The sequence below is a fragment of the Lysobacter sp. Soil_C_59 genome, from assembly GCF_057656415.1.
Map to the genome: position 1 here is coordinate 658807 of NZ_JBDGKK010000001.1, position 23317 is coordinate 682123.

At 66.8% G+C, this 23317-nt stretch carries 23 protein-coding genes and 9 tRNA genes; 8 read left to right on the forward strand and 24 right to left on the reverse strand.

Going from position 1 to position 23317, the window contains the following annotated elements; genetic code table 11:
- Nucleotides 1-16: 16 nt before the first annotated feature.
- The 6 genes from AC3A3Q_RS02870 to AC3A3Q_RS02895 are packed head-to-tail and all read right to left on the reverse strand — an operon-like array spanning nucleotide 17 to nucleotide 3747.
- Nucleotides 17-442, reverse strand: a complete 426-nt coding sequence (locus AC3A3Q_RS02870; protein ID WP_487584795.1) for a molybdenum cofactor biosynthesis protein MoaE — start codon at nucleotides 440-442, stop codon at nucleotides 17-19.
- A 20-nt stretch (nucleotides 443-462) separates the two neighbouring features.
- Nucleotides 463-705, reverse strand: a complete 243-nt coding sequence (gene moaD / locus AC3A3Q_RS02875; protein WP_487584918.1) for a molybdopterin converting factor subunit 1 — start codon at nucleotides 703-705, stop codon at nucleotides 463-465.
- Nucleotides 702-1202, reverse strand: a complete 501-nt coding sequence (gene moaC, locus AC3A3Q_RS02880; RefSeq protein ID WP_487584796.1) for a cyclic pyranopterin monophosphate synthase MoaC — start codon at nucleotides 1200-1202, stop codon at nucleotides 702-704. The genes moaD and moaC overlap by 4 nt, the downstream gene beginning before the upstream one ends.
- A complete protein-coding gene (gene moaA / locus AC3A3Q_RS02885; protein WP_487584797.1) occupies nucleotides 1203-2225 on the reverse strand; it encodes a GTP 3',8-cyclase MoaA in 1023 nt (340 codons plus the stop codon).
- Nucleotides 2225-2995 (reverse strand): MBL fold metallo-hydrolase, encoded by a 771-nt coding sequence (locus AC3A3Q_RS02890; protein ID WP_487584798.1) that lies wholly within the window; start codon nucleotides 2993-2995, stop codon nucleotides 2225-2227. Before AC3A3Q_RS02890 ends, moaA begins: the two co-directional genes overlap by 1 nt.
- A gap of 2 nt (nucleotides 2996-2997) precedes the next feature.
- On the reverse strand, nucleotides 2998-3747 hold the full coding sequence (locus AC3A3Q_RS02895) for a 3-deoxy-D-manno-octulosonic acid kinase (RefSeq protein WP_200604575.1): 750 nt from the start codon (nucleotides 3745-3747) through the stop codon (nucleotides 2998-3000).
- 159 nt (nucleotides 3748-3906) lie between these two features.
- On the opposite strand from AC3A3Q_RS02895, the gene AC3A3Q_RS02900 reads away from it, so the two are divergent.
- Both AC3A3Q_RS02900 and AC3A3Q_RS02905 read left to right on the forward strand, forming a co-directional pair.
- A complete protein-coding gene (locus AC3A3Q_RS02900; protein WP_487584799.1) occupies nucleotides 3907-5004 on the forward strand; it encodes a glycosyltransferase family 9 protein in 1098 nt (365 codons plus the stop codon).
- Nucleotides 4982-5353, forward strand: coding sequence for a hypothetical protein (locus tag AC3A3Q_RS02905; protein ID WP_487584800.1), 372 nt, complete (start codon nucleotides 4982-4984; stop codon nucleotides 5351-5353). Before AC3A3Q_RS02900 ends, AC3A3Q_RS02905 begins: the two co-directional genes overlap by 23 nt.
- 31 nt (nucleotides 5354-5384) lie before the next feature.
- Here the strand turns inward: AC3A3Q_RS02905 and AC3A3Q_RS02910 are convergent, their stop codons facing one another.
- Nucleotides 5385-5792: a DUF6165 family protein gene (locus AC3A3Q_RS02910; RefSeq protein WP_487584801.1), complete on the reverse strand. Its 408-nt coding sequence runs from the start codon at nucleotides 5790-5792 to the stop codon at nucleotides 5385-5387.
- A gap of 112 nt (nucleotides 5793-5904) precedes the next feature.
- Between AC3A3Q_RS02910 and AC3A3Q_RS02915 the strand changes: the two genes are divergently transcribed.
- Nucleotides 5905-5995 (forward strand) — tRNA-Ser (locus AC3A3Q_RS02915).
- A 182-nt stretch (nucleotides 5996-6177) separates the two neighbouring features.
- Nucleotides 6178-6882, forward strand: a complete 705-nt coding sequence (locus AC3A3Q_RS02920) for a PP2C family protein-serine/threonine phosphatase (RefSeq protein ID WP_158733659.1) — start codon at nucleotides 6178-6180, stop codon at nucleotides 6880-6882.
- 43 nt (nucleotides 6883-6925) lie between these two features.
- Here the strand turns inward: AC3A3Q_RS02920 and dnaQ are convergent, their stop codons facing one another.
- The 3 genes from dnaQ to AC3A3Q_RS02935 all read right to left on the reverse strand — a co-directional run bounded on the left by dnaQ (nucleotide 6926) and on the right by AC3A3Q_RS02935 (nucleotide 8982).
- Nucleotides 6926-7663: a DNA polymerase III subunit epsilon gene (gene dnaQ / locus AC3A3Q_RS02925; RefSeq protein WP_487584802.1), complete on the reverse strand. Its 738-nt coding sequence runs from the start codon at nucleotides 7661-7663 to the stop codon at nucleotides 6926-6928.
- A 97-nt stretch (nucleotides 7664-7760) separates the two neighbouring features.
- A complete protein-coding gene (rnhA, locus tag AC3A3Q_RS02930; protein ID WP_487584803.1) occupies nucleotides 7761-8246 on the reverse strand; it encodes a ribonuclease HI in 486 nt (161 codons plus the stop codon).
- Between the two features lie 70 nt (nucleotides 8247-8316).
- On the reverse strand, nucleotides 8317-8982 hold the full coding sequence (locus AC3A3Q_RS02935; protein ID WP_487584804.1) for a hypothetical protein: 666 nt from the start codon (nucleotides 8980-8982) through the stop codon (nucleotides 8317-8319).
- 100 nt (nucleotides 8983-9082) lie between these two features.
- On the opposite strand from AC3A3Q_RS02935, the gene gloB reads away from it, so the two are divergent.
- The 3 genes from gloB to AC3A3Q_RS02950 all read left to right on the forward strand — a co-directional run bounded on the left by gloB (nucleotide 9083) and on the right by AC3A3Q_RS02950 (nucleotide 11978).
- Entirely contained in the window at nucleotides 9083-9850 is a 768-nt protein-coding gene (gloB, locus tag AC3A3Q_RS02940; protein ID WP_487584805.1) for a hydroxyacylglutathione hydrolase, read from the forward strand.
- Nucleotides 9847-11037 (forward strand): lytic transglycosylase domain-containing protein, encoded by a 1191-nt coding sequence (locus AC3A3Q_RS02945; protein ID WP_487584806.1) that lies wholly within the window; start codon nucleotides 9847-9849, stop codon nucleotides 11035-11037. Before gloB ends, AC3A3Q_RS02945 begins: the two co-directional genes overlap by 4 nt.
- Before the next feature lie 146 nt (nucleotides 11038-11183).
- A complete protein-coding gene (locus AC3A3Q_RS02950) occupies nucleotides 11184-11978 on the forward strand; it encodes an enoyl-ACP reductase FabI (protein WP_200604567.1) in 795 nt (264 codons plus the stop codon).
- Nucleotides 11979-12051: 73 nt separating this feature from the next.
- On the opposite strand, the gene AC3A3Q_RS02955 is transcribed toward AC3A3Q_RS02950, so the two are convergent.
- From AC3A3Q_RS02955 to AC3A3Q_RS03020, 14 genes are all read right to left on the reverse strand, one after another.
- Entirely contained in the window at nucleotides 12052-14031 is a 1980-nt protein-coding gene (locus AC3A3Q_RS02955) for a peptidyl-prolyl cis-trans isomerase (protein WP_487584807.1), read from the reverse strand.
- Between the two features lie 236 nt (nucleotides 14032-14267).
- Nucleotides 14268-14344, reverse strand: a tRNA-Asp gene (locus tag AC3A3Q_RS02960).
- Between the two features lie 113 nt (nucleotides 14345-14457).
- Nucleotides 14458-14534, reverse strand: a tRNA-Asp gene (locus tag AC3A3Q_RS02965).
- Nucleotides 14535-14569: 35 nt separating this feature from the next.
- A tRNA-Val gene (locus tag AC3A3Q_RS02970) sits at nucleotides 14570-14644 on the reverse strand.
- Between the two features lie 13 nt (nucleotides 14645-14657).
- Nucleotides 14658-14930, reverse strand: coding sequence for an HU family DNA-binding protein (locus AC3A3Q_RS02975; RefSeq protein WP_158734067.1), 273 nt, complete (start codon nucleotides 14928-14930; stop codon nucleotides 14658-14660).
- Nucleotides 14931-15151: 221 nt separating this feature from the next.
- A complete protein-coding gene (lon, locus tag AC3A3Q_RS02980) occupies nucleotides 15152-17584 on the reverse strand; it encodes an endopeptidase La (protein WP_487584808.1) in 2433 nt (810 codons plus the stop codon).
- 259 nt (nucleotides 17585-17843) lie between these two features.
- Nucleotides 17844-19133: an ATP-dependent Clp protease ATP-binding subunit ClpX gene (clpX, locus tag AC3A3Q_RS02985; RefSeq protein WP_158734065.1), complete on the reverse strand. Its 1290-nt coding sequence runs from the start codon at nucleotides 19131-19133 to the stop codon at nucleotides 17844-17846.
- A gap of 185 nt (nucleotides 19134-19318) precedes the next feature.
- Entirely contained in the window at nucleotides 19319-19945 is a 627-nt protein-coding gene (gene clpP, locus AC3A3Q_RS02990) for an ATP-dependent Clp endopeptidase proteolytic subunit ClpP (RefSeq protein ID WP_200604564.1), read from the reverse strand.
- Nucleotides 19946-20110: 165 nt separating this feature from the next.
- Nucleotides 20111-21406, reverse strand: a complete 1296-nt coding sequence (gene tig, locus AC3A3Q_RS02995) for a trigger factor (protein ID WP_487584809.1) — start codon at nucleotides 21404-21406, stop codon at nucleotides 20111-20113.
- A 279-nt stretch (nucleotides 21407-21685) separates the two neighbouring features.
- Nucleotides 21686-21770, reverse strand: a tRNA-Leu gene (locus AC3A3Q_RS03000).
- A 96-nt stretch (nucleotides 21771-21866) separates the two neighbouring features.
- Nucleotides 21867-21942 (reverse strand) — tRNA-Lys (locus AC3A3Q_RS03005).
- Between the two features lie 65 nt (nucleotides 21943-22007).
- A tRNA-His gene (locus AC3A3Q_RS03010) sits at nucleotides 22008-22084 on the reverse strand.
- A gap of 64 nt (nucleotides 22085-22148) precedes the next feature.
- Nucleotides 22149-22225 (reverse strand) — tRNA-Arg (locus AC3A3Q_RS03015).
- 66 nt (nucleotides 22226-22291) lie between these two features.
- A tRNA-Pro gene (locus AC3A3Q_RS03020) sits at nucleotides 22292-22368 on the reverse strand.
- A gap of 156 nt (nucleotides 22369-22524) precedes the next feature.
- Here AC3A3Q_RS03020 and AC3A3Q_RS03025 point away from each other — a divergent pair.
- Complete coding sequence (locus tag AC3A3Q_RS03025; RefSeq protein ID WP_487584810.1) at nucleotides 22525-23283, forward strand: Bax inhibitor-1/YccA family protein; 759 nt, start codon at nucleotides 22525-22527, stop codon at nucleotides 23281-23283.
- The last annotated feature ends 34 nt before the right edge of the window (nucleotides 23284-23317 follow it).

Here is a 23317-nt window from a genome sequence, read left to right on the forward strand (position 1 = left end):
ACGTCTTGCAAAACGGCTACGACTGGTGCGGGTGCAGCCAGCCGGCGTCGCCGTCGACATAGCGCTCATGCTTCCAGATCGGCACGCGCGACTTGACCTCGTCGATCACGTACCGGCAGGCGGCGAAGGCCGCGTCGCGATGCGCGGCGCTGACGCCCACCCACACCGCCAGTTCACCGATCGCCAGGTCACCGACGCGGTGCACGCAGCGCGCATCGAGGATGTCGAACTTCGACAGTGCCTCGGTCAGCACGCGCTCGCCTTCGGCTTCGGCCAGTGCGGCGTAGGCCTCGTAACGCAGCCCGTTCACGGGCCGGCCGTCGTTGTGGTCGCGCACCCAGCCTTCGAAGCTGGCGAAGCCACCGACGCGGTCGTCGAGCAGTTTCGCGCGCTCGCTGGCGGTGTCGAATGGGGTATCGGAAAGGCTGAAATGCTTCGTCATGTCGTTACTGCAGTAGGGGCTCAGCCGCCGCTGACCGGCGGGATGAAGGCGATCTCGCTGCCGGCGCGGACCGGCTGGTCCCAGCGCGCGAACTCGCCATCGACGGCGACGCGCAGGCGCTCGCGCGGCAAGGCGAACCCGTGGCGAGCGCGCAACAGCTCGTAGAGCCCGCCCAGGTCGCCATCGGCGTCGACCGGTTCGCTGGCGACGCCGGCGGCGTCACGCAGGCTGGCGAAATACAGGACGGTGGCCAGGGCCATCAGGTTGCTCCAAAGTCGTGGCGGCCACCGCGCTTGCCCAGCACCCGTGCCGGGCCCAGCACGATCGCATGCGACAACGCCTTGCACATGTCGTACACCGTCAGCGCCGCCACGGTCGCGCCAGTCAGCGCTTCCATCTCCACGCCGGTGCGGTGGGTCGTGCGCACGGCGCATTCGATGCGCAGTGTCGTCGCGCCGTCCCAGTCGATGGCGATGCGGCAGCCGTCGATCGGCAACGGGTGGCAGAACGGGATCAGCTCATGCGTGCGCTTGACCGCCATCGTACCGGCGATGATCGCCGTGTCGACGATGCCACCCTTGGCGCTCTTCAGGCCCGAGGCGCGCAGCTGCGTCGCCACAGGTGCCGGAAAGCGCACCTTGCATTCGGCCCGCGCCTCGCGCGCGGTGACCGCCTTGGCGGAGACGTCGACCATGGCCGGACGGCCGTCCGGGTCTATGTGGGTGAGCTGCCTGGGACTGGATTTGCTGCTGGCTTTCATTCAACCGCCAATGAGATACATCTCGACATGCCGGCGCGAGGCACCACTGGCGCCACGCAGCTCGCTGTAACGATCGCCGCGGTTGGACCACAGCTCCGCCACGCGATCGCGCAGCGCCGACTCGCCCTGGGCCAGCGCCGGGCGCAGGTCGTGGCCGTCGCCGGCGAACAGGCAGGTGTAAAGCTTGCCGTCCGCCGAGACGCGGGCGCGATGGCAGTCGCCGCAGAACGGCTCGCTGACCGAACTGACGAATCCGACCTCGCCCTGGCCATCGGCGAACGCGTAACGCGAAGCCACCTCGCCACGGTAGTTCGCCTCCAGCGCGCGCAATGGCCAGCGCGCCGCGATGCGATCGCGCAACTCGGCCGAGGGCACCACGCGATCGCGCACCCAGCCGTTGCAGGTGCCCACGTCCATGTACTCGATGAAGCGCAGCACATGGCCACTGCCACGGAAGCGTTCGAGCAGCGGCAACACCTGGTCGTCGTTGATGCCACGCTCGACGACGCAGTTGAGCTTGATCGACGCAAACCCTGCCGCCTGCGCCGCCTCGATGCCCGCCAGCACGTCGGCGATGTCGCCGCGGCCACCGCTCATCTGGCTGAAACGCTGCGAGTCGATCGCATCCAGGCTGACGGTGATCCGGCCCAGTCCGGCATCGCGCAATGCCCGGGCCTGCGCGGCCAGCAGCGAACCGTTGGTGGTCAGCGCGATGTCTTCCAGGCCGTTGATGGCCGCGAGCCGCTCCACCAGCTGCGGCAACCGCTTGCGCAGCAGCGGTTCGCCACCGGTCAGGCGCAGCTTGTTGACGCCCAGCGCGACGCATCCGCGCACCAGCGTCTCGATCTCGTCGAAGGACAGGCGCGATGCCGAGTCGAAGCCGTAATCGTCCGGCACGCGATCGGCCGGCATGCAGTACGGACAACGGAAGTTGCAGGCCTCGATCACCGACAGTCGCAGGTCGTGCAGCGGTCGAGCGCGCAGATCCAGCGGCAGCGGCGAGGTGGCCGGCACGGCGCTCATCATGCCTCCACCTGCATGGCGGTCGGCTCGGCCAGTGCCACCACCTGGCCGGGATGGGCGACGCGGTAACCGCGCGCGGCGAGCACCTCGCCTTCCTCGCGATTGCCGTAGTGGTACAGCAGGCAGCGATCGAGCAATCCCGGCGGGTACTCGCGCTCGAGATCCTCGATGCCGCTGTGCGAGGGATTCCCCTGCAGCGCGCAATCGTGCGCGATCAGTTCGCCGGCGTCGGCGTAGCGCGCCAGCATCTCCGGGATCGGCCGGGTGTCGCCGGTCCACACCACGCTGCCGTGCAGGCGCAGGCCGTAGGCGGTCTCGGGCCAGTGATGGCGCGTGGGGAATACTTCCAGCCGCACGCCGTCGTGCCAGAACGAGCCACCGACGGGAATGACCTGGAAGGCATCCCAGAAATTCACCCCGCCCTCGGCCAGCGCATTGGGGTAGTCGCCGACGCGCTGGTGCAGCAGAGGCAGCACCGTTGCCGGCACGTACAGGCGGATCCGGCCGCGGCGATCCGGGTCGAAGTAACTCGACACGAACAGACGCTCGAAACCGGCGACATGGTCGAGGTGGGTATGGGTGATGTACAGCGCCTGCGGCGCATCGCCGTAGTAGGCCTGGTAAGCGGTCAGGCCTTCGCCGCCGCAGTCGATGGTCAGCCACGGCGCGCCATTGCGCTCGATGGTGGCCATGGCCGAGCCGAGCTCGACCGCCGACGCATTGCCGACTCCGTGCAGACGCAGCTGCCAGCTTGTGTTCGCCAGGGCCATGCTCAGTAGCCTCGGTCCCAGGCGCGATCGTAAGCCTCGCGCAGACGGCCAAAATCGCGCTCAACCTCTTCGGCGCTGCGGTTGCCGCGCAGCTTCAGCAGCGACCTCTTGAGGCGGGCGAGGTTGCGTTCGCGCCAGCCGGTGGCGGGAATGCGCATGCGGCCGCGGTCGAGGTCGATGATCCAGCCTCTACCGGTAGTGGTGAACAACAGGTTGTGGGCGTTGAGGTCGGCATGGTCGAGGCCGGCGCGGTGGGCGCGCGCGATCAACCGGCCGGCTTCTTCCCAGGGAGCGCCGTCGCCGGCGACCGCGGCCCGGTCAGCCAGGCTGCGCACGTCGTCCAGGCGCTCGAGCAGGATCGCGGCGCGGTAGAACATGCCGTCGCGGCGATAGCAGGCGGCGATCGGACGCGGTACCGGCACGCCCTTCTCGGCCATGGTGCGGGTCAGGCGGAACTCGGCGAAGCTGCGGGTACTGCCGGCGCCCTGCCACCAGTAGCGGTCGCGGCTCACGCGCGCGGCCATGCCGCCGCGCAGGTAGCGCCGCAACAACGCCGGGCCGAATGGCGCGTCGATGAACCAGGCGCCGCCGCGTCCACCGCTCTCGACCGGGCGCGCGCGCTGCTCCCAGAACGACGGCACGAACCACTCCGGGCTCGCTTGCCGCACCCGGTTGCGGTCGAACAGAATGGCTCCGAATCCGCTGTCGTCGCGGAACGGCGTCAACTCTTCGGTAGCATCGAACCCCGTCATTCCCCGGAGTCTAGCAATTCACGTGGCCAGCAATCTGCCTTCACGCACCGCATGCAGTTCGTCCCTGGCCTCTGTCGACGCGACAGTGAAGCACGAATCTGCCCGCGGCCCGAACCGGCCCGGCCTGCGGTTTGCCGCTTCGGCTGGGACGTCCGGCGCATGAAGGCCACCGCCCCCGCGTCGGTCTGCCTGCTGCGTCTGTCGGCATTGGGTGACGTAACCCATGTGGTGGCGCTGGTGCGCACCTTGCAGGCTGCCTGGCCGCAGGTGCGGCTGACCTGGGTCATCGGCAAGGGCGAACACCGCCTGCTGGCCGGCCTGCCCGGCGTCGACTTCGTCGAGTACGACAAGAAATCCGGCCTGGCCGGCATGCGCGCGCTGCACCGCGAACTGCGCCAGCGCCTGGGCGCGCAGCGCCGCTTCGACGTGTTGCTGCAGATGCAGGTCGCCGCACGCGCCAACCTGCTGTCGGCCTTCATCCCGGCGCGGCGAAGGATCGGTTACGACCGCTCGCGTTCGAAAGACCTGCACGGTTTGTTCGTCAACGAACGCATCCCCGATCGACCGGGCATCCATGTGCTCGACGCGATCGGCAGTTTCTGCGAACCGCTCGGCCTGCATCAGGACCGCGTGCGCTGGGACCTGCCGGTGCCAGACGAGGCGCGGCAATGGGCGCGCGAGCAATGGCCGCAGGACGGCAAGCCGACGATGCTGGTCTCACCCTGCTCCAGCCATGCCCTGCGCAACTGGCGCCCGGAGCGGCACGCCGCGCTGGCCGACCACGCCGTCGCGCGCGGCTGGCGGGTAGTCCTGTGCGGCGGACGCAGCGAACTGGAAAGACAGACCACCGATGCGATCCTGGCGGCGATGCAACAACCGGCGCTCGACCTCGTCGGCAAGGACACACTCAAGCAACTGCCTGCCTTGCTCGAACGCGGCCAGTTGCTGGTGACGCCCGACTCGGGCCCCATGCACATCGCCAACGCGATGGGCACCAAGGTGCTGGGCCTGCACGCGGCCAGCAACCCGGCGCGCAGCGGGCCCTACAGCGATCGCAGCTACTGTGCCGACCGCTACGACGATGCCGCGCGCAAGTACCTTGGCAAGCCGGCAGCGGAGTTGCGCTGGGGCACCAAGATCGAGCACGACGGCGTCATGGACCTGGTCACGGTCGACGATGCGATCGCCGCGTTCGAACGCTACTGCGCCGACCACCTGCCGCCGCACGCGGCCCATGCAAGCACGGAGACATCGTGATGGCCGCTGGTTCACCGTGGTCGCACCGCTGCTGCCGGAACTGATCCGCGCGGCCAGGCCGATGTTCACCCGCGGCAAGGAGCCGACCCAGATCCCGCAGCAGATCCGCGAACTGCAGGACGCGGTCGACCAGAACCATCAGGCGATCAAGACCCTCGCCGCCGAAATGGAAATGACCCTCACCGCGCTCAAGCAGGCGTCACTGGAACTGGAGCGCACCATCGTCGAACTGCGCCAGCGGCAGGCGCTGCAGGATCAACGCCTCATGCGCGTGCAGATCGCGGCGGCCGTGGCCGCCACGGTGGCGGCACTGTCGTTCGCGGTGGCCGCGTACGCGCTGGCCACCTGACTCGAGCAACCGGATTCGCGCAGGGACCGGTTTAGGGTGCAGCGCCGGTCTTGTAGTCCTCGTACGACTTCTCTTCGATGTACGACGAGCCCAGGGCGAGGTTGATGTCCTTCTTGATCCGCGCGCGCTCGTCGTTCTCGAAATAGACGCTGCGGGCCAGGCGCACGAACTCGTCGTCGAAGGCCTGCGCCTTCTCCTTGATGCGGATGTCGTCCTCGATCACCCACAGGCGTTCGTTGACCGCCTTCAGCTCGGCGCGCAGGCGGGCGATGTCCTTGCCGGCGGCCGGATGCGCCATCCAGGTCTTCTCGAGAGCCGACAGCTCGTTGCGGACGTTGGCCACCTTGGCGGGGTCGCTCATGCGCTCGGACTTGATCTGCAGGATCGAGATCTTGTCGAGCAGTTCGCCAAAGGACACCGGGACCAGGATTTCGGACATGACATCGCCGTTCGTTCAGGGGAGCAATAGTGTAGCCGGCCGCTCGCCGCACTCAGTGGTGCTTGCCGCCGGCGCGCAAGCCCCGTAGAATTCCCGGCTCGCTGCACCACCCGGAGAGGTGGCAGAGTGGTTGAATGTACCTGACTCGAAATCAGGCGTACGTTTATAGCGTACCGGGGGTTCGAATCCCCCCCTCTCCGCCAGTTTCACGCAAACGCCCCCTCGTGGGGCGTTTTGCGTTTTGGGGCGGTTGACTGGCAAATCCGGACCTTTGCGTCGCCGCCGCGCCAACCTGAAGGTTTCCTCCTTGCCTCGCGGCCGCTCCGCCACGATCATTCCGTTAACCGCCATCAAGCACCGAGACAGCGACCGGCATGATCGACGCATGATCGAATTCGGACACCTCACTCACGTCGGCCTGCGCCGCGAGCTCAACGAAGACACCTATTACGGTGACGGCGAGCTGGGACTGTGGCTGGTCGCCGACGGAATGGGCGGTCACGAATACGGCGAGGTCGCCAGCGCACTGGCACGCGAGACCATCGTCCGCGAGATCCGCGACGGCACGCCGCTGGCGCAGGCGATCCGCATCGCCGACGAAGAGATCATCCGAACCTCCAAGCGCCGCAACGACGCGTTGCCGATGGGCACGACCGTGGTCGCCGCGCGCATCGCCGGCAGCCGCTTCGAAGTGGCCTGGGTCGGTGACAGCCGCGTGTACCTGTGGCGCGAAGGACACCTGGCGCAGTTGTCGCAGGACCACAGCTACGTCCAGGAGCTGATCGCCACCGGTGCGATCACCCATGAACAGGCGCGCAGCCATCCCCACCGCAACGTCGTGACCCAGGCACTGGGCGTGACCGACCCGCGCAACCTGAATGTCGAAACCATGACCGGCGAGCTCAAGCCCGGCATGCAGCTGCTGCTGTGCAGCGACGGCCTGACAGAGGAAGTCGACGACCGCGGCATCGCACGCGTGCTGGCGCAGGACGACTGCAGTGCGCAGGAGTGCGTGGATTCCCTGGTGGCCGCCGCGCTCGATGGCGGCGGTTCCGACAACGTCACGGTGATCCTGGTCCGCCACCACTGAACTCGACCGGCATGACGCCGGGCGAGTGGGCGGACTCAGACGATCAGGCCGGTTCCAGCTCCGCTTCGGCCTCGGCGACCACGATGAACTGGTCCCAGACGCACTTGCCGGCCTTCTTGCGCAGCTTGTCCAGCCGGGCTTCGTGTGCCGCCAGTTCGTCCGCGGCCACCTGCACGCGCGGACGTGCCGCCGCCGGGTCGGTGCGGAAATTGACCACTTCGACCTGGGTGCCGGCGGCGTCGCTGGCAAAACCAATCTCCTCCTGGCCGGAGGTCAGCGCGAGGTAAACCTCGGCGAGGATCTGCGCGTCGAGCAGCGCGCCGTGCAACTGGCGGTGGGAGTTGTCCACGCCCAGCCGCTTGCACAATGCATCGAGCGAGTTGCGCTGGCCGGGGAACCGCTGCCGCGCCATCAGCAGGGTGTCCTCGACGTTGCAGCGTTCGCGCAGGCCGCCGTACTGCGAGCCCACCAGGCGCAGCTCGTTGTCGAGGAAGCCGACGTCGAAGGCGGCGTTGTGGATGATCAGCTCGGCGCCGTCGATGAAGGCGATGAACTCTTCGACCACGTCGGCGAACACCGGCTTGTCGGCGAGGAAGTCCAGGGTCAGCCCGGTGACTTCCTGCGCGCCCTGCTCGAAATCGCAGTCCGGCTTCAGGTAGACATGGAAGGTGCGGCCGCTGGGTCGGCGCTCGATGTATTCCACGCAGCCGATTTCGACCACGCGGTTGCCGCGCTCCCAGCTCAGGCCGGTGGTTTCGGTATCTAGGATGATCTGCCGCATCGGCGCCATTCTCACACGATCGCCGCTCGCCGGGACAGGCGACGCGACGCAATCCGCGCCGCCGGCGCGGGCACGGTCGGCATCGGCGGGGACGCCATCAGCGAGCCACGGCCGAACTGCCGCGCAGGCGCTGTGCCTGCAGGCGTGCGAGCACGTCGACTCGCTCGTTGTCGGGGTCGCCGGAATGGCCCTTCACCCACTTCCACTGGATCGTGTGGCGCTGCGCCGCCGCATGCAGGCGCTCCCACAGATCACGGTTCTTGACCGGGTCGCCGCCGGCGGTCTTCCAGCCGCGGCGGACCCAGTTTCCGATCCATTCGGTGATGCCCTGGCGCACGTATTGCGAGTCGGTGTGGAGGATGACCTCGCACGGCTCGCTGAGCGTTTCCAGCGCCATGATCGCCGCCATCAGCTCCATGCGGTTGTTGGTGGTATCGGCCTCGCCGCCGGCGACCTCGCGCTCGCGTCCGCGGAAGCGCAGCAGCGCGGCCCAGCCGCCGGGACCGGGATTGCCCAGGCAGGCGCCGTCGGTATGGATTTCGACCTGCTTGCGCGCGTCGGTATTGCTTGCGTCTGAATTCATCGCGGCATTATCGCCGCATTGCGCAGTCGCAGGGCACGGTTCGCCTGCGACTTGCGAACAACGCGGCCACCTACACCTGGCTCCAGCGCAGGTTGCGCAGTGGCGTCGGCGGAATCAGCGCATGCACGCGCTTGTTGACGGTCAACGCGATGCCGGCACGCAGGCGGTCGGCCGCACCGACGCCCACGTCGCCATGGGCAACGCGCCAGTGCGGCCCCAGCCATTGCAGGCTGACCGTATCGACGGCGAACCCGGTGCGTCGCAATGCCGACTGCCAGCCGCCGGGATCGCGCGCATGCAGGCCGGTGCGCGCCCAGCGCGCGCGGTAAGGACTCCAGGGATTGAGCGCGGCCAGCCACAGCGTGCCGCCGGGCATCAGCATCCGCGCGCACTCGTCCAGGACCAGGTCGATGGCAAAGCCATCATCGAGGGCGTGCTGGAGCAGGATCGCGCCGAAGGCCTCGCTGGCGAAGGGCAACGGCAACCGGCAGCGGACCCCGCCGTCGAAGCCGGCGCCATTGCGACGCAGGGCCAGGCCGCGGCCTTCGGCGATCTCCGGCGCGGTGGCCCCGCGGACCCCGAACCACGCCCAGGGGGTCGCCGGCGGTCGCGAGGCCAGCACCCGTGCCATCGCCGCTTCCTGCACCGCCAGCAGGCCCTGTCCGGCCTCGCTGCCGAACCAGGCCAGCGGCGCATGGGCCTGGTCTGGTTGACGGGGGTGGGAGGTGAGAGGCATGGTCTGGGCCGGTTCGGTCTGACGGATCGGGAAGTTCTGTCGGTCAGTCGATTGTGCGGCACGCCCGTGTCCCCCAGGCAAGCCCCGAGGATCATTGCGCATGCGCCTGCAGGCCCTGCCCGCCCTGAGCGACAACTACATCTGGGTCTGTGCCGCCGACGATGGCTCGCGCGCCCTGATCGTCGACCCCAGCGAAGCCGGGCCGGTCCTGGCCGCGGCCGACGCCGGACTGCAGCCGGCCGGCATCCTGCTGACCCACCACCACCACGACCACATCGGCGGGGTCCCGGCCCTGCTCCAGCGCTGGCCCCAGCTGCCGGTGATAGCCCCGGTGGATGACCGCATCGCCACGGCGACCCGCCGCGTCGGCGACGGCGACCGCTTCGAGCTGGCCGGCTGGGAATTCGAGGTCATGGCCCTGCCAGGGCACACGCTCAGTCACGTCGCCTACGTCGGCCACGACCTGCTGTTCTGCGGCGACACCCTGTTCAGCCTCGGCTGCGGACGACTGTTCGAAGGCACCCCGGAACAGATGCACCATTCCCTTTCGCGCCTGGCCGCCCTGCCCGGGCAGACCCGGCTGTGTTGCGGACATGAGTACACGCTCTCAAACGCGGCCTTTGCCCGCGTGGTAGAACCCGGAAACCCGGCGCTGACGCGTCGCACCGAGGATGCCCAGACGATGCGCCAGACCGGTCAACCGACCTTGCCCAGCACGATCGCCAGCGAACTGGCGGCCAACCCTTTCCTTCGCGTGGACAACGCCGAAGTCCGCGCCGCGCTGCAGCGCCAGACCGGCCAGGCCCCGGCCGACAGTGTCGAAGCATTCGCCGCATTGCGGCGCTGGAAGGACGGATTCGTCGCGTGACGTGCGCCCGCCCATGGCGCCGGCTGGCGACCGGCCTCTTCCTTGGTGGCGTCCTGGCGCTGCCGGCGCAGGCCCAGGACACCGCGAACCAGGCGCAGGACGCGACCAGGACCGTCGACCCGACCACCCGCAACGGCCGCGAGATCTACGAAGCGTTCCGCGCTGGCCTGGCAGAGCCCGAGTGCGAGGCCGGCGGCGTCTCCCCGCGCTGGCGCCAGCATTTCGCCACCGCCCCCAAGCGGCTCGCGGCCGACGACGACCTGTTGCCGCTGTTCGGCTACGTCGTCGACGCCCTGCGCCAGGCGCACCTGCCGACCGAGTTCGCGCTGATCCCGTTCGTCGAGAGCGGCTACCGGCCCGGCGCGCGCAGCCCGGCCGGCCCGGCCGGCTTATGGCAGATGATCGCCATCACCGCACGCAACCACGAAGTGCCGATGCGCAGCGGTTACGACGGCCGGCTGTCGCCAGTGGATTCGACTGCCGCCGCGGTGCGTTATCTCAAGACGCTGCATGGCATGTTCGCCGGCGACTGGCGGTTGGCGGTGATGGCCTACAACGCCGGCGAGTACCGGGTGATGGGCGCGCTCAAGCGCAGCGGCCAGGTCGCGCGCGATGCCAGGCCCGAACAGCTGGTCGGCCTGTCCGACATCACCCAGGCCTACGTGCGCAAGCTGCACGCCCTGTCCTGCCTGATGGAGCAGGCCGACGATCGCGAGGAATGGCTTCGCCAGCTCGACCGGCCCGTGCCGCGATTGCAGGCCGTGACGCTACCGGCCGAGATCAAGCGGCTCGACCAGTGGGCGGCCCGGACCGGCCAGGACAGCGATCAGCTCATCCGCCTGAATCCGGTCTACGCCGACGGCATCGGCACCCGCCCTGCCCGCCTGCTGGCGATCGCGGCACCGGCAGCACCGGTGGATGCGGTCGCGTCGACAGCGCCGTCGGCCGACAGCGCGTCGGTCGACAGCCCGCCATCCGCCGCTTCGCCAGGTCCTTCACGCAAGCACACCGTCAAGCGCGGCGAGAACGCCTCGACGATCGCCAGGCGCTACGACGTCCGTGTCGCCGACCTGATGCAGCGCAATGGCCTGGGCGCCCGCGCCGTGCTCAGGCCCGGCCAGCTGCTGATCATCGATGCGCAATACGGCCAGGGAAACCGCGTTCCGACCGAGGCCGGCTCCCCCTGACAGCGGCGCCGACCCTACGGCGCCGCATCGTCAAACCGCGTACGGCGCCCTCGGCAACCGCCCCCCGCAGGCGGCTACACTAGAGTCTTTGCTCGACCGCGCTACGCTCAGGCGCTGCGGTCATCATCATCAGAAAGGAACGGCTCATGGGTTTTCTGCAAGGCAAGCGTGCACTGATCACCGGCATCGCCAGCGAGCGCTCGATCGCGAGCGGCATCGCCGAGGCCATGCACCGCGAAGGCGCGCAGCTGGCGTTCACCTATCAGAACGAGAAGCTCAAGTCGCGCGTGGAGTCGGCCGCCGCCGAGTACGGCAGCAACATCGTCCTGCCGCTCGACGTCAGCGATGACGCACAGATCGCCGCCTGCTTCGAGCAGCTCGGCCAACAGTGGAGCGACGGCTTCGACATCCTCGTCCACGCGATCGCGTTTGCACCGCGCGAAGCCATTGCCGGCCAGTTCCTCGACGGCCTGACCCGCGAGAACTTCGCCATCGCCCACGACGTGTCGTCGTACTCGCTGTCTGCGCTGTCCAAGGCGGCACGTCCGCTGATGAAGGGCCGCAACGGTTCGATCCTGACGCTGAGTTACCTCGGCGCCGAGCGCGCTCTGGTCGGTTACAACCTGATGGGCGTGGCCAAGGCCAGCCTCGAAGCTTCGGTCCGCTACCTCGCCTGCAATCTCGGCCCGGAAGGCACCCGCGTCAACGCCATCTCCGCCGGTCCGATCAAGACGCTCGCAGCCGCCGGCATCGCCGGTTTCCGCAAGATCCTCGGCCACGTCGAGGAGAACGCACCGCTGCGCCGCACGGTCACCATCGAAGACGTCGGCAACGTCGCCGCCTTCCTGTGCTCGGACCTCGCCAGCGGCGTCACCGGCGAAGTCACCTACGTCGATGCCGGCTACAACATCCTGGGCATGACCGGGATCGGCAACGAGTAATTCGTCGCGGACCAGGCACAAAAAAAGCCCGGCATTGCCGGGCTTTTTTCTGTGCATCAGCCGCGAGGCGCAATCAGAGATTGCGCTCGACCACCGTCACCTTGACGCGCTTGCGCAGCTGCGAAACCAGCGCGCGTACGTCATCGCTGCCGCCGATGCGGGCAATCTGCTGCTGCAGCATCTCGCGCTGCTGCGCCGGCATCGACGCCACGTCGCCCGGCGTCACCTTGCTCACCGCGAACAGCACGATGCGACCATCACTCAGCTGCGCCTGGCCAGGGGAAACCTTGCCGGCGGCCGGAGCCGCAACGGCGAAGATCGCATCGGCCACGCTGGCCTCCGGGACCGGCGCACCGCGCGGAATACCCGGCAGGACCTGCGGCGGCGGCAACTGACGGGAAGCCGCAATGGCGTCCAGCGTCTCGCCACCCTTCAGACGCGCCACCAGCGCATCGGCGTCCTTGCGCGCGGCCTGCGCACTGCGATCGGCGCGCACCGCCGCGATCACCTGGTCGCGGACCTGCGCCAGCGGCAACGCCCGCTCCGGCGTGTGCGCGGTGACGCGAATCAGCACGCTGTGACCCGGCGCCAACTCGATCGGATCGCTGATCGTGCCGTCCTGGATCAGGTTGTCGGAGAACGCAGCACGGACCACCGCCGGGTTGGCGACGATGCCCTGCGCATTGGTACGCGAGAACGGACCGGCCTTCTGCAGCGGGATGTTCATCTCGCGCGCAGCCGGCGCCAGCGAGGACGGATTCTTCAGGGTCAGGTCGACCAGGCGGCTGCTGAACTCGCTGGCCACGCGCTCGCGATCGGCCTCGGCCTGCTCGCGGGCCAGCGCCTCACGCACCTGCTCGAAGCTTTCCTGCGCACCGCTCTTGAGTTCGCGCAGCTGGATCACGTGCCAACCGAACTCGCTCTTGACCGGCGCACTGATTTCGCCCGTCTTCATCGCGAACAAGGCGTTCTCGAACGGGCCGACCATCATGCCCTTGCTGACCCAGCCCAGATCGCCGCCAACGGCCTGCGAACCGGTGTCGTCGCTGTTGGCGCGGGCCAGCGCGGCGAAGTCGGCGCCAGGCGCCTTTGCCTGCGCGGCCAGCTGGGTCGCCTTCAGTTCTGCGGCCTTCTGCGCGGCAGCATCTGCACCCTCCGGCAAGCGCACGAGGATGTGCGAGGCCAGGCGCTGCTCGGCTTCGATGAAGCGGTTCTTTTCCTGCTCGTAGCGCTGGCGCAGCGTGGCGTCATCCGCCGGCGCCGGTGCCGGCAGCGTCGCACTGTTGATCTCGACGTACTCGATCGCCACTGATTCCGGCGCGCGGTACTGCGCGGCATGGCCGTCGTACCACTTCTGGATCTCCGCGGCGGTCACCGCACCGGTGTCGGCGACCGGAGCCGGAAGCGGCAACACACTGGCGTCGCGCTGCTCGCCCATCAGATGCAACAGGCGGTCCATCTCGGCGGCGGTGACGAAATTGCTGGCGGCCACGCCCATCGACATCATCGACTGCTGCAGGCCCTCGCGCACCTGCTGCTCGAACTGGCGCTCGTTCAGCGCCGGCACCTGCGACGCGAGCGCCAGCTTGTAACGCGTGTAATCAAACTTGCCATCGACCTGGAAGCCCGGGACTTCCTGGATCGACTTGCGCACCATCGCATCGCTGACGACCATGCCGTCGCGCTGCGCGGAGAGCTGCTGCACGCGGGCATCGATCAGGCCGTCGAGGATCGCGCGCTTGTTGTCGACGCTTTCGAAAGCACGCGCGTCGAACGCCTCGCCCTGCTGCGCGCGCTGCTGCTGGCGCGCCTGCTCGAAGGTCCTGCGAAACTCGTCGATGCCGATCGAGTCGTGCTGCCAGAACACCGACACCGGCCAGAACGACGGCGCCGACGGCCACCAGGTCGGCGGCACGTCGATCTTCGCCACCGAGTTGTCGGTGCGCTGGCCGAGGTACTGCTCGATACCGACGAAGGCGAAGGGAATGATCAGCAGGCCCAGGATCACGGTGGCGATCCAGCCCGAGGTCTTGTCGCGAAGTTTCTGCAGCATATCCGGCACGCGTCAGTCGTAAGCCGGACAGTTTAGCGTGCTTGGAGGCCTGCAAACGGGGCCGGCAGCGCGGGATTCCCGGGGCCACGGCAGGGCCGCAGGTCGGCCCGGGCACCCGGGCCCGGCACGGCGGCCAAAAAAAACGCGCCGTTGCCGGCGCGGTTCAAAAAAAGGGCGCCATGGGCGCTCCATACATGAAGAAAAAAGGGCGCCGTTGCCGGCGCCCTCGGTAAAACTGGCGGAGTGGACGGGACTCGAACCCGCGACCTCCGGCGTGACAGGCCAGCATTCTAACCGACTGAACTACCACTCCGCGCTTTGAAACTTGGCCCTTGCAGGCCCGGCTCCGGTTCCGCCAGAGACGGAAATCCATTGCCCTTACCCTTTGGAAAACAAAGGCGCCGTTGCCGGCGCCTTTGGCGAAACTGGCGGAGTGGACGGGACTCGAACCCGCGACCTCCGGCGTGACAGGCCAGCATTCTAACCGACTGAACTACCACTCCGCACTTTTGAAAACGTTCACAGCCTGGTGCTTATCTGGTGGGTGCTGAGGGTTTCGAACCCCCGACCCTCTCCGTGTAAAGGAGACGCTCTACCGCTGAGCTAAGCACCCGCGTGCGAGTCGCTTAGTTTACGGCATCCTTGAGCGCCTTGCCAGCCTTGAACGAAGGATTCTTCGAGGCCTTGATCTTGATCGTCTCGCCGGTCTTCGGATTGCGGCCCTGGCGGGCGGCGCGCTTGCGGACCTGGAACGTGCCGAAGCCGACCAGCGTCACCGTGTCGCCCTTCTTCAGCGCCTTGGTGACGACGCTGATCACGGCGTCGACGGCGTTGGCGGCATCGGTCTTGGACAGCTCTGCAGCTTCGGCGACGGCGCCAACAAACTCAGCCTTGTTCATTCGTTTTGACTCCCTGTGCGGATGTTGCCGCATGTTCTGATAATCGGGACATGCGCCCGATCGACTGGTGCCGCGCAGACGGTGAATTCGTCAGCCATCTGCGCGGACGCAGCCGTTATACCAGCGGCATTTTAGGGGTGCAAGCCTGAAAGCTAGCTGTGGCGCGGCTTCCAGCCATGCTCAATCAACGCGATCGACATGATCGGAACAAGTGCAACCGATCAGTGCTTGAGGTCTGCCTGCGTCACCGTGCCGGTGCCATCGCGCACCGGTACCTCACCCTGTCCCGATGCCGGCACGGGTGCCAGCGGGCGTTCCAGAGCGATGTCGAGCACTTCGTCGATCCACTTCACCGGAATGATCTTCATGCCCTGCGTCACCGCCTTGGGCAGGTCGACCAGATCCTTGCGGTTCTCGTCCGGAATGATCACGGTGTGGATGCCGCCGCGCAGCGCCGCCAGCAGCTTTTCCTTCAGTCCACCGATCGGCAGCACGCGGCCGCGCAAGGTGATCTCGCCGGTCATCGCCACGTCGGCCTTGACCGGGTTGCGGGTAAGCATCGATACCAGCGCGGTGGCCATCGCGATGCCGGCGCTGGGGCCGTCCTTGGGCGTGGCGCCTTCGGGCACGTGGACGTGGACGTCCTGCTTCTGCAGGAAATCCAGGTCGATGCCGAGCCGGTCGGTGCGCGCACGCACGACCGAGAGCGCGGCCGAAGCCGACTCCTTCATGACGTCGCCCAACTGGCCGGTCAGCAACAGCTGGCCCTTGCCCGGCACCAGCGTCGATTCGATCTGCAACAGATCGCCGCCCACTTCGGTCCAGGCCAGGCCGGTCACCAAGCCGATCTCGTTCTGCTCCTCGGCGCGACCGAAGTCGTAGCGACGCACGCCCAGGTACTTGTCGAGATTCTTCGAGGTGACGTTGACCGCCGTGGTCTTGGCCTTTTTCGCCTTCGGTCCGGCGAGCGCGATTTCCTTGACCACCTTGCGGCAGATCTTGGCGATCTCGCGCTCGAGGCTGCGCACGCCCGACTCGCGCGTGTAGTAACGCACGATGTCGCGCACGGAACCCTCGGCCACCTTCAGCTCTTCAGGCTTCAGGCCATTGGCCTTGATCTGCTTGGGCATCAGGTAACGCATGGCGATGTTGAGCTTTTCTTCCTCGGTGTAACCCGGGATGCGGATCACTTCCATGCGGTCGAGCAGCGGGCCGGGGATGTTGAGCGAGTTCGACGTCGCCACGAACATCACTTCCGACAGGTCGAGGTCGACTTCCAGGTAGTGGTCGTTGAACGCGTTGTTCTGTTCCGGATCGAGCACTTCCAGCAGCGCCGACGACGGATCGCCGCGGAAGTCCATCGACATCTTGTCGATCTCGTCGAGCACGAACAGCGGGTTCTTGCTGCCGATCTTGTTGAGGTTCTGCACGATGCGGCCGGGCATCGAACCGACGTAGGTGCGGCGATGGCCACGGATCTCGGCTTCGTCACGCACGCCGCCGAGCGACATGCGCACGAACTTGCGGTTGGTCGCCTTGGCGATCGACTGCCCCAGCGAGGTCTTGCCCACGCCCGGCGGGCCGACCAGGCACAGGATCGCGCCCTTCATGTGCTTCACGCGCGACTGCACCGCCAGGTATTCAAGGATGCGTTCCTTGACCTTCTCCAGGCCAAAGTGGTCGGCGTCGAGCACGTCCTGCGCGGCCTTGAGGTCCTTGCGGATCTTGCTGCGCTTCTTCCACGGCACGCCGAGCAGCCAGTCGAGATAGTTGCGCACGACGGCGGCTTCGGCCGACATCGGCGACATCTGCTTGAGCTTGTTGAGCTCGGCCTTGGCCTTGGTTTCCACCGGCTTGGGCATGCCGGCTTCGGCGATCTTGCGGGTCAGCTCGTCGATGTCGTTGGGCGCATCATCGATCTCGCCGAGCTCCTTCTGGATCGCCTTCATCTGCTCGTTGAGGTAGTACTCGCGCTGGCTCTTCTCCATCTGCGACTTGACGCGGCCGCGGATGCGCTTTTCCAGCTGCTGCACGTCGATCTCGCCGTCGACCAGGCCGACCAGCAGCTCGAGTCGCGTGCCGATGCCGTGCGTTTCCAGCAGCTTCTGCTTGTCGCCGATGCGCACGCCAAGGTGCGCGGCGATGGTGTCGCCCAGGCGACCGGGTTCGTCGATGCCCGACAGGGTCTGCATCAGTTCCGGCGGCAGCTTGCGATTGGTCTTGACGTACTGCTCGAACAGGCCCATCAGCGAACGCGCGATCGCTTCGATCTCGCGCTCTTCGCGATCGTTCTCCGGCTCGACGACTTCGGCCTGGCCGGTGAGCGCGCCACCCGCCTCGACAACGTCATGCACGTTGACGCGCGACACGCCCTCGACCAGCACCTTGATGGTGCCGTCGGGCAGCTTGAGCAGTTGCAGCACCTGCGCCAGCGTGCCGATCTGGTAGAGATCGGCGGCACCCGGGTCGTCGGTTTCGGCAGACTTCTGGGCGACCAGCAGGATGCGCTTGTCGGCTTCCATGGCCTGGTCCAGGGCATGGATGGACTTGTCACGACCGACGAAGAGCGGGATCACCATGTGCGGGAACACGACGACGTCGCGCAACGGCAGCACCGGCAGGCTCAGCGTCTCGCGTTCTGGTGAGTCGGACATGAGGGGGAACTCCGGAATAGGCGTGGACGGGCTCGGCGCCCGAGGGATCGGTGGGCTTCAAAAGCCCATGGCCACGGTTATGGGGGTCCGCGTGAAAGGATGCAAGCGGCGCGCAGGGAAAGCTGCGGGCCGGTCACAATTAATCCTTATTAATCAGGCAATTAGCACTGAATAAGCGCACATTGGCGCTGGCTCCCGGCCGGTCGGCCGGGAGGGGCCGGGCAACCCTCCTGCGGAGGGGCGAGCACTGCCCGACTGGTCAGTCTGCCGAGGCGACCTTGGGAGCGGCCGGCGGCGTCTGGTAGATCAGGTACGGCTCGGTCTTGTGGTCGATCACGGACTCGTCGACGACGACCTTGCTGACGTTCTCAAGCGACGGCAGCTCGTACATGGTGTCGAGCAATACCGACTCGACGATCGTCCGCAGGCCACGGGCACCGGTCTTGCGCTTGAGCGCCTTGCGGGCGATCGCGGCCAGGGCGTCCGGGCGGAACTCCAGTTCCACGCCTTCCATGTCGAACAGCTTCTTGAACTGCTTGGTGATCGCGTTCTTCGGCTCGGTCAGGATCTTGACCAGCGCCGGCTCGTCGAGCTCCTCGAGCGTGGCGACCACCGGCAGGCGGCCGACGAACTCGGGGATCAGGCCGAACTTGATCAGGTCTTCCGGCTCGACGTCGGCCAACAGCTTGCCGATGTCGGACTTGCGCTCGCTGCTCTTGACCTTGGCGCCGAAACCGATGCCACCGGCCTCGGTGCTGCGCTGCTGGATGATCTTGTCCAGGCCGGCGAATGCACCGCCGACGACGAACAGGATGTTGCGCGTGTCGACCTGCAGGAATTCCTGCTGCGGATGCTTGCGACCGCCCTGCGGCGGCACGCTGGCGACGGTGCCTTCGATCAGCTTGAGCAGCGCCTGCTGCACGCCTTCGCCGGACACGTCGCGGGTGATCGACGGGTTGTCGCTCTTGCGCGAGATCTTGTCGATCTCGTCGATGTAGACGATGCCCTGCTGCGCCTTCTCGACGTCGTAGTCGCACTTCTGCAGCAGCTTCTGGATGATGTTTTCCACGTCCTCGCCGACATAGCCGGCTTCGGTCAGCGTGGTCGCATCGGCGATCGTGAACGGCACGTTGAGCAGCCGCGCCAGCGTTTCGGCCAGCAGCGTCTTGCCCGAGCCGGTCGGACCGACCAGCAGGATGTTGGACTTGGCGAGCTCGACGTCGTCGTTCTTCTGACGGCTCTCGATGCGCTTGTAATGGTTGTACACGGCGACCGCGAGCGTGCGCTTGGCGCGAGTCTGGCCGATCACGTACTGGTCGAGCACCTCGAGGATCTCGCGCGGCTTGGGCAGGTGGCTGCGGGCCGACTGCGCCTTCTCCTCGAGTTCCTCGCGGATGATGTCGTTGCACAGCTCGACGCACTCATCGCAGATGAACACGCTCGGGCCCGCAATCAGCTTGCGGACCTCGTGCTGGCTCTTCCCGCAGAACGAGCAATACAGAATCTTGTTGCTGTCGCCGGTGCTGCGGCCCTGTCGGTCGTCGCTCATGCTTGTGCCCAAGTGTTGCTTTTGGTGGTGCTTTTGGTGGTGCTCGTGCCGGAACCCGTCCAAGGCTGGACGCGTTCAGGTGCTACGGCCCGAGAATAACACAGCGCTCCGGCCCGCTTCGCGGGCCGGCTCGTTGGCCTAAATGACTGCTGGATCAAGGACCTGGACGGACTCAGGGGGCTGTCTCAGCTGGTCTGGATCGAGTCTTCCGGGCGCCGTTCCAGCACCTGGTCAACCAGACCGTACTCGCGGGCGGCCTCGGCGCTCTTGAAGTTGTCGCGCTCGGTGTCGCGCGCGATGGTCTCAAGGGCCTGGCCGGTGTGCTTGGCGAGGATCTCGTTGAGGCGCTGGCGCAGGGTCAGGATCTCGCGGGCATGGATGTCGATGTCCGTGGCCTGGCCCTGGAAGCCGCCGAGCGGCTGGTGGATCATCACGCGCGAATTGGGCAGGGCGTAACGCTTGCCCTTGGCACCGGCCGCCAGCAGCAGCGCGCCCATCGAGGCGGCCTGGCCGACGCAGATGGTGCTCACGTCCGGCTTGATGTACTGCATGGTGTCGTAGATCGCCAGGCCGGCGGTGACGACGCCACCGGGCGAATTGATGTACAGGCTGATGTCCTTCTCGGGGTTCTCGGCCTCGAGGAACAGCATCTGCGCCACGATCACGTTGGCGACATGGTCGTCGACGCCGCCGACCAGGAAGATCACGCGCTCCTTGAGCAGGCGCGAATAGATGTCGTAGGCACGCTCGCCGCGGCTGGTCTGTTCGACCACCATCGGGACGAGATTCAAAGCTCGTGTCAGGTTGTCCATGGATTCAACGGCACCTTGGGTCTGGGATTGGGCGCTAACTGGAAGCGTAGTACGGTCAAATTGGGGCCAACCGGACCGGAGCGCAAGGGGCACGCACGCCATTGCCCGTCGACCACGACGGACCGCACCTTGGCGGTGCCGCCGTCGTGGCGCCGGGCGCAGCGGTTACTGGCGGATCGCCTCGTTGAACGAAAGCGGCTGCTCGTTGTGCTGGGCGCGCTCGGCGATCCAGTCGATCACCTGCTCTTCCATCACGCGGGCCTGCAGGCCCGACATCAGCTGGGCGTCATTGCGGTACAGCTCGATCACCTGCTGCGGTTCCTCGTAGGTCGAGGCGATCAGCTGCAGGGTCTCGGTGACGCGCTTGGGCTCCAGGCGCAGCTCGTTGCGGCGAGCGATCTCGCCGACGATCAGGCCGACCAGCACGCGCTTGCGCGCGGCGTCCATGAAGCCCATGTGGGCATCGGCCGGGATCTCGCCGATGGCACGGCCCTGGCGGCGGGCCTGCTCGATGGTCTGGCGGGCCATGTCGCGGGCCTCGCCTTCGACCAGCTTCGGCGGCATTTCGACGTGCGAGTAACCGGCAATCAGCTGCTCGCCGACTTCACGGCGCAGGCGGGTCATCAGCGCGCCCTTGAGCTCGCGCTCCAGGTTGCTGCGGATGTCGGCGCGGAACTGCTCGGCATCGCCGCTGCGCACGCCGAAGCTCTTGATGAAGGCAAAGTCGACCTCCGGCAGCACCGGCTCGGAAACCTTGGTCGCCTTGAGGTGGACCTGGACGGTGCGGCCGGCGAACTGCGGCACGCGCCATTCGGCCGGGAATTCGATCTCGGCAACCTTTTCGTCGCCAGCCTTGAGGCCGACCAGGGCCGACTCGATCGCCGGCAGCATGGAGGCCGAACCGATGATCGTGGCACCGCGCTCGACGCCCTCGGCGGGCAGGCGGTCGTCGCCGGCCTGCGACCAGGTCTCGATCTCGACGGCGTCGCCAGTGGCGGCTTCGCGCTCGACCGCGTTCCAGCTGCGACGCTGCATGCGCAGGTTCTCGATCATCGCGTCGATGTCGGCATCGCTGACTTCGGCGGTATGACGGATGACGTTGAGCTTGGCGACGTCGATGTCACCGAAATCCGGCACGACCTCGAAGGTGGCCACGTAGGCCAGCTCGGCGTCCGCGGCCGGGACGATCTGCGGGTTGCCCGCGATCTGCAGCGACTGCTCGCGCACCGCATTGGTGAAACCTTCACGCAGCAGGCCGTCAAGGACCTCGGCGCGGACCTGGGCGCCAAAGCGCTGCTCGATCACCTTTGCGGGGATCTTGCCGGGGCGGAAACCCTTGATCTTGGCGCCGCGCGAGATCTCGCGCAGGCGGCCGCCGACCACTGCTTCCAGGCGATCCGCCGGGAGGCTGAAAGTCATGCGACGTTCGAGGTTACCGAGCGATTCGACCGAAACTTGCATATCCACTCCTGCCACCGCGGCGACCAGCCGCGGCACGATGTTGATGATCCTGTCCGACCGCGGCCGCAGCGAAAACAAGCCCGCCGGCCAGCGGAACGGAATAGTTTCGCCGATTACGGGCCGCGCCGCCAGCGTGGGGACGGATTCAGGGAGTGGCCGGCTGAGGGGGCACTTCCCGGGGCCGAAACGGGGGGCCGGGACGTCAAAAGCTGACCCGTCGAGGTGACTACTCGCGAGCGCTCGCTCAACTGCAAATATCAGCCTGCCGGTACGGCAGGCTGGTGCGAAAGGCGGGACTCGAACCCGCACGCCTTGCGGCACTGGAACCTAAATCCAGGGCGTCTACCAATTCCGCCACTTTCGCGCTGCCAGCCCGGGGACGTGACCGTCGCGGCGGCATTCTAGGCCCGGCGCCAGAAAAGAAAAAAGCACCTGGGGTTGCCAGGTGCTTTTCCGGGATTGGTGGGCCGTCAAGGATTCGAACCTTGGACCTATTGATTAAGAGTCAACTGCTCTACCAACTGAGCTAACGGCCCGGAACAACTAGGTGCGAAATCATAACAACAAAAATCGATCTCGCCAACATCACGCAACAACAAAATGGGGTGGCTGAGGGGACTCGAACCCCCGACATCTGGAATCACAATCCAGTACTCTAACCAACTGAGCTACAGCCACCATAAAGCTTGTTTTCACGGTGTTTCTGACATGTGTGCCGGCACGGATGCCTGACCCACATGTTTGGCGCGCCCGGCGGGACTCGAACCCACAACCACCGGCTTAGAAGGCCGGTGCTCTATCCGGTTGAGCTACGGGCGCCAGCGTCGCATCTTAACTGACACTTCAACTGACACTCGGCAAAAGCTTCGGTCGAGCACTGGCGGATGGTCGGGGCAGAGGGATTCGAACCCACGACATCCAGCTCCCAAAGCTGGCGCTCTACCAGGCTGAGCTATACCCCGAGTCCCGGACTTTCGTTGCGCGCCAACGCCGCGAAAGGCCGGCTAGTTTGGGCGGACGACGCCTCCGTGTCAACGACGCGATGCCTCCAGGCGCCTCATGGCTGCGTGTATGCTCGCCCCGTTCACATTCCATCGATTCGAAACAAGGGGACACGCATGCGCAGCGGCAATCCGGCACTTAAGGACACGACGTTTCTGGACCTCGGCAGCGGCACGGTGGTACGCCGCGACGGCGATGCCATGACCCTGGTCGGCACGGTCAACAAGACCGGCCTGCTGTTGCTGCTGTGCGTGATCACGGCGACCTTCGCCTGGAGCCAGATCAGCTTTACCGCCGCCGGCCCCGTCGGCGCGGGCCCCTACCTGTGGGGCGGCGCGATCGGCGGCCTGGTGCTGGCCCTGGTCACCGCGTTCAAGAAGGAATGGTCGCCGGTGACGGCGCCGCTGTACGCGCTGGTCGAGGGCTTCTTCCTCGGCGCGATCTCGGCCATGTACAACCATCGCTTCGAGGGCATCGTGCTGCAGGCGGTGATGCTGACCATCGGCACGCTGTTCGCCCTGCTGTTCGCCTATCGCTCGGGACTGATCCGCGCAACCGAGAACTTCAAGCTCGGCGTGGCCGCGGCCACCGGCGGCATCGCCCTGCTCTACCTGGTGACGATGGGACTTGGCATGTTCGGCATCAACGTGCCCTACATCCACGAGTCCGGCCTGATCGGCATCGGCTTCAGCCTGTTCGTGGTGGTCATCGCCGCGATGAACCTGGTGCTGGATTTCGACTTCATCGAGACCGGCGTGGAACAGAACGCGCCGAAGTACATGGAGTGGTACGGCGCGTTCGGACTGATGGTCACGCTGGTGTGGCTGTACGTCGAGTTCCTGCGCCTGCTGTCGAAGCTGCAGTCGCGCGACTGAGTCCACTGCTTCGCAATGAAAAAGGGCGCGGGGA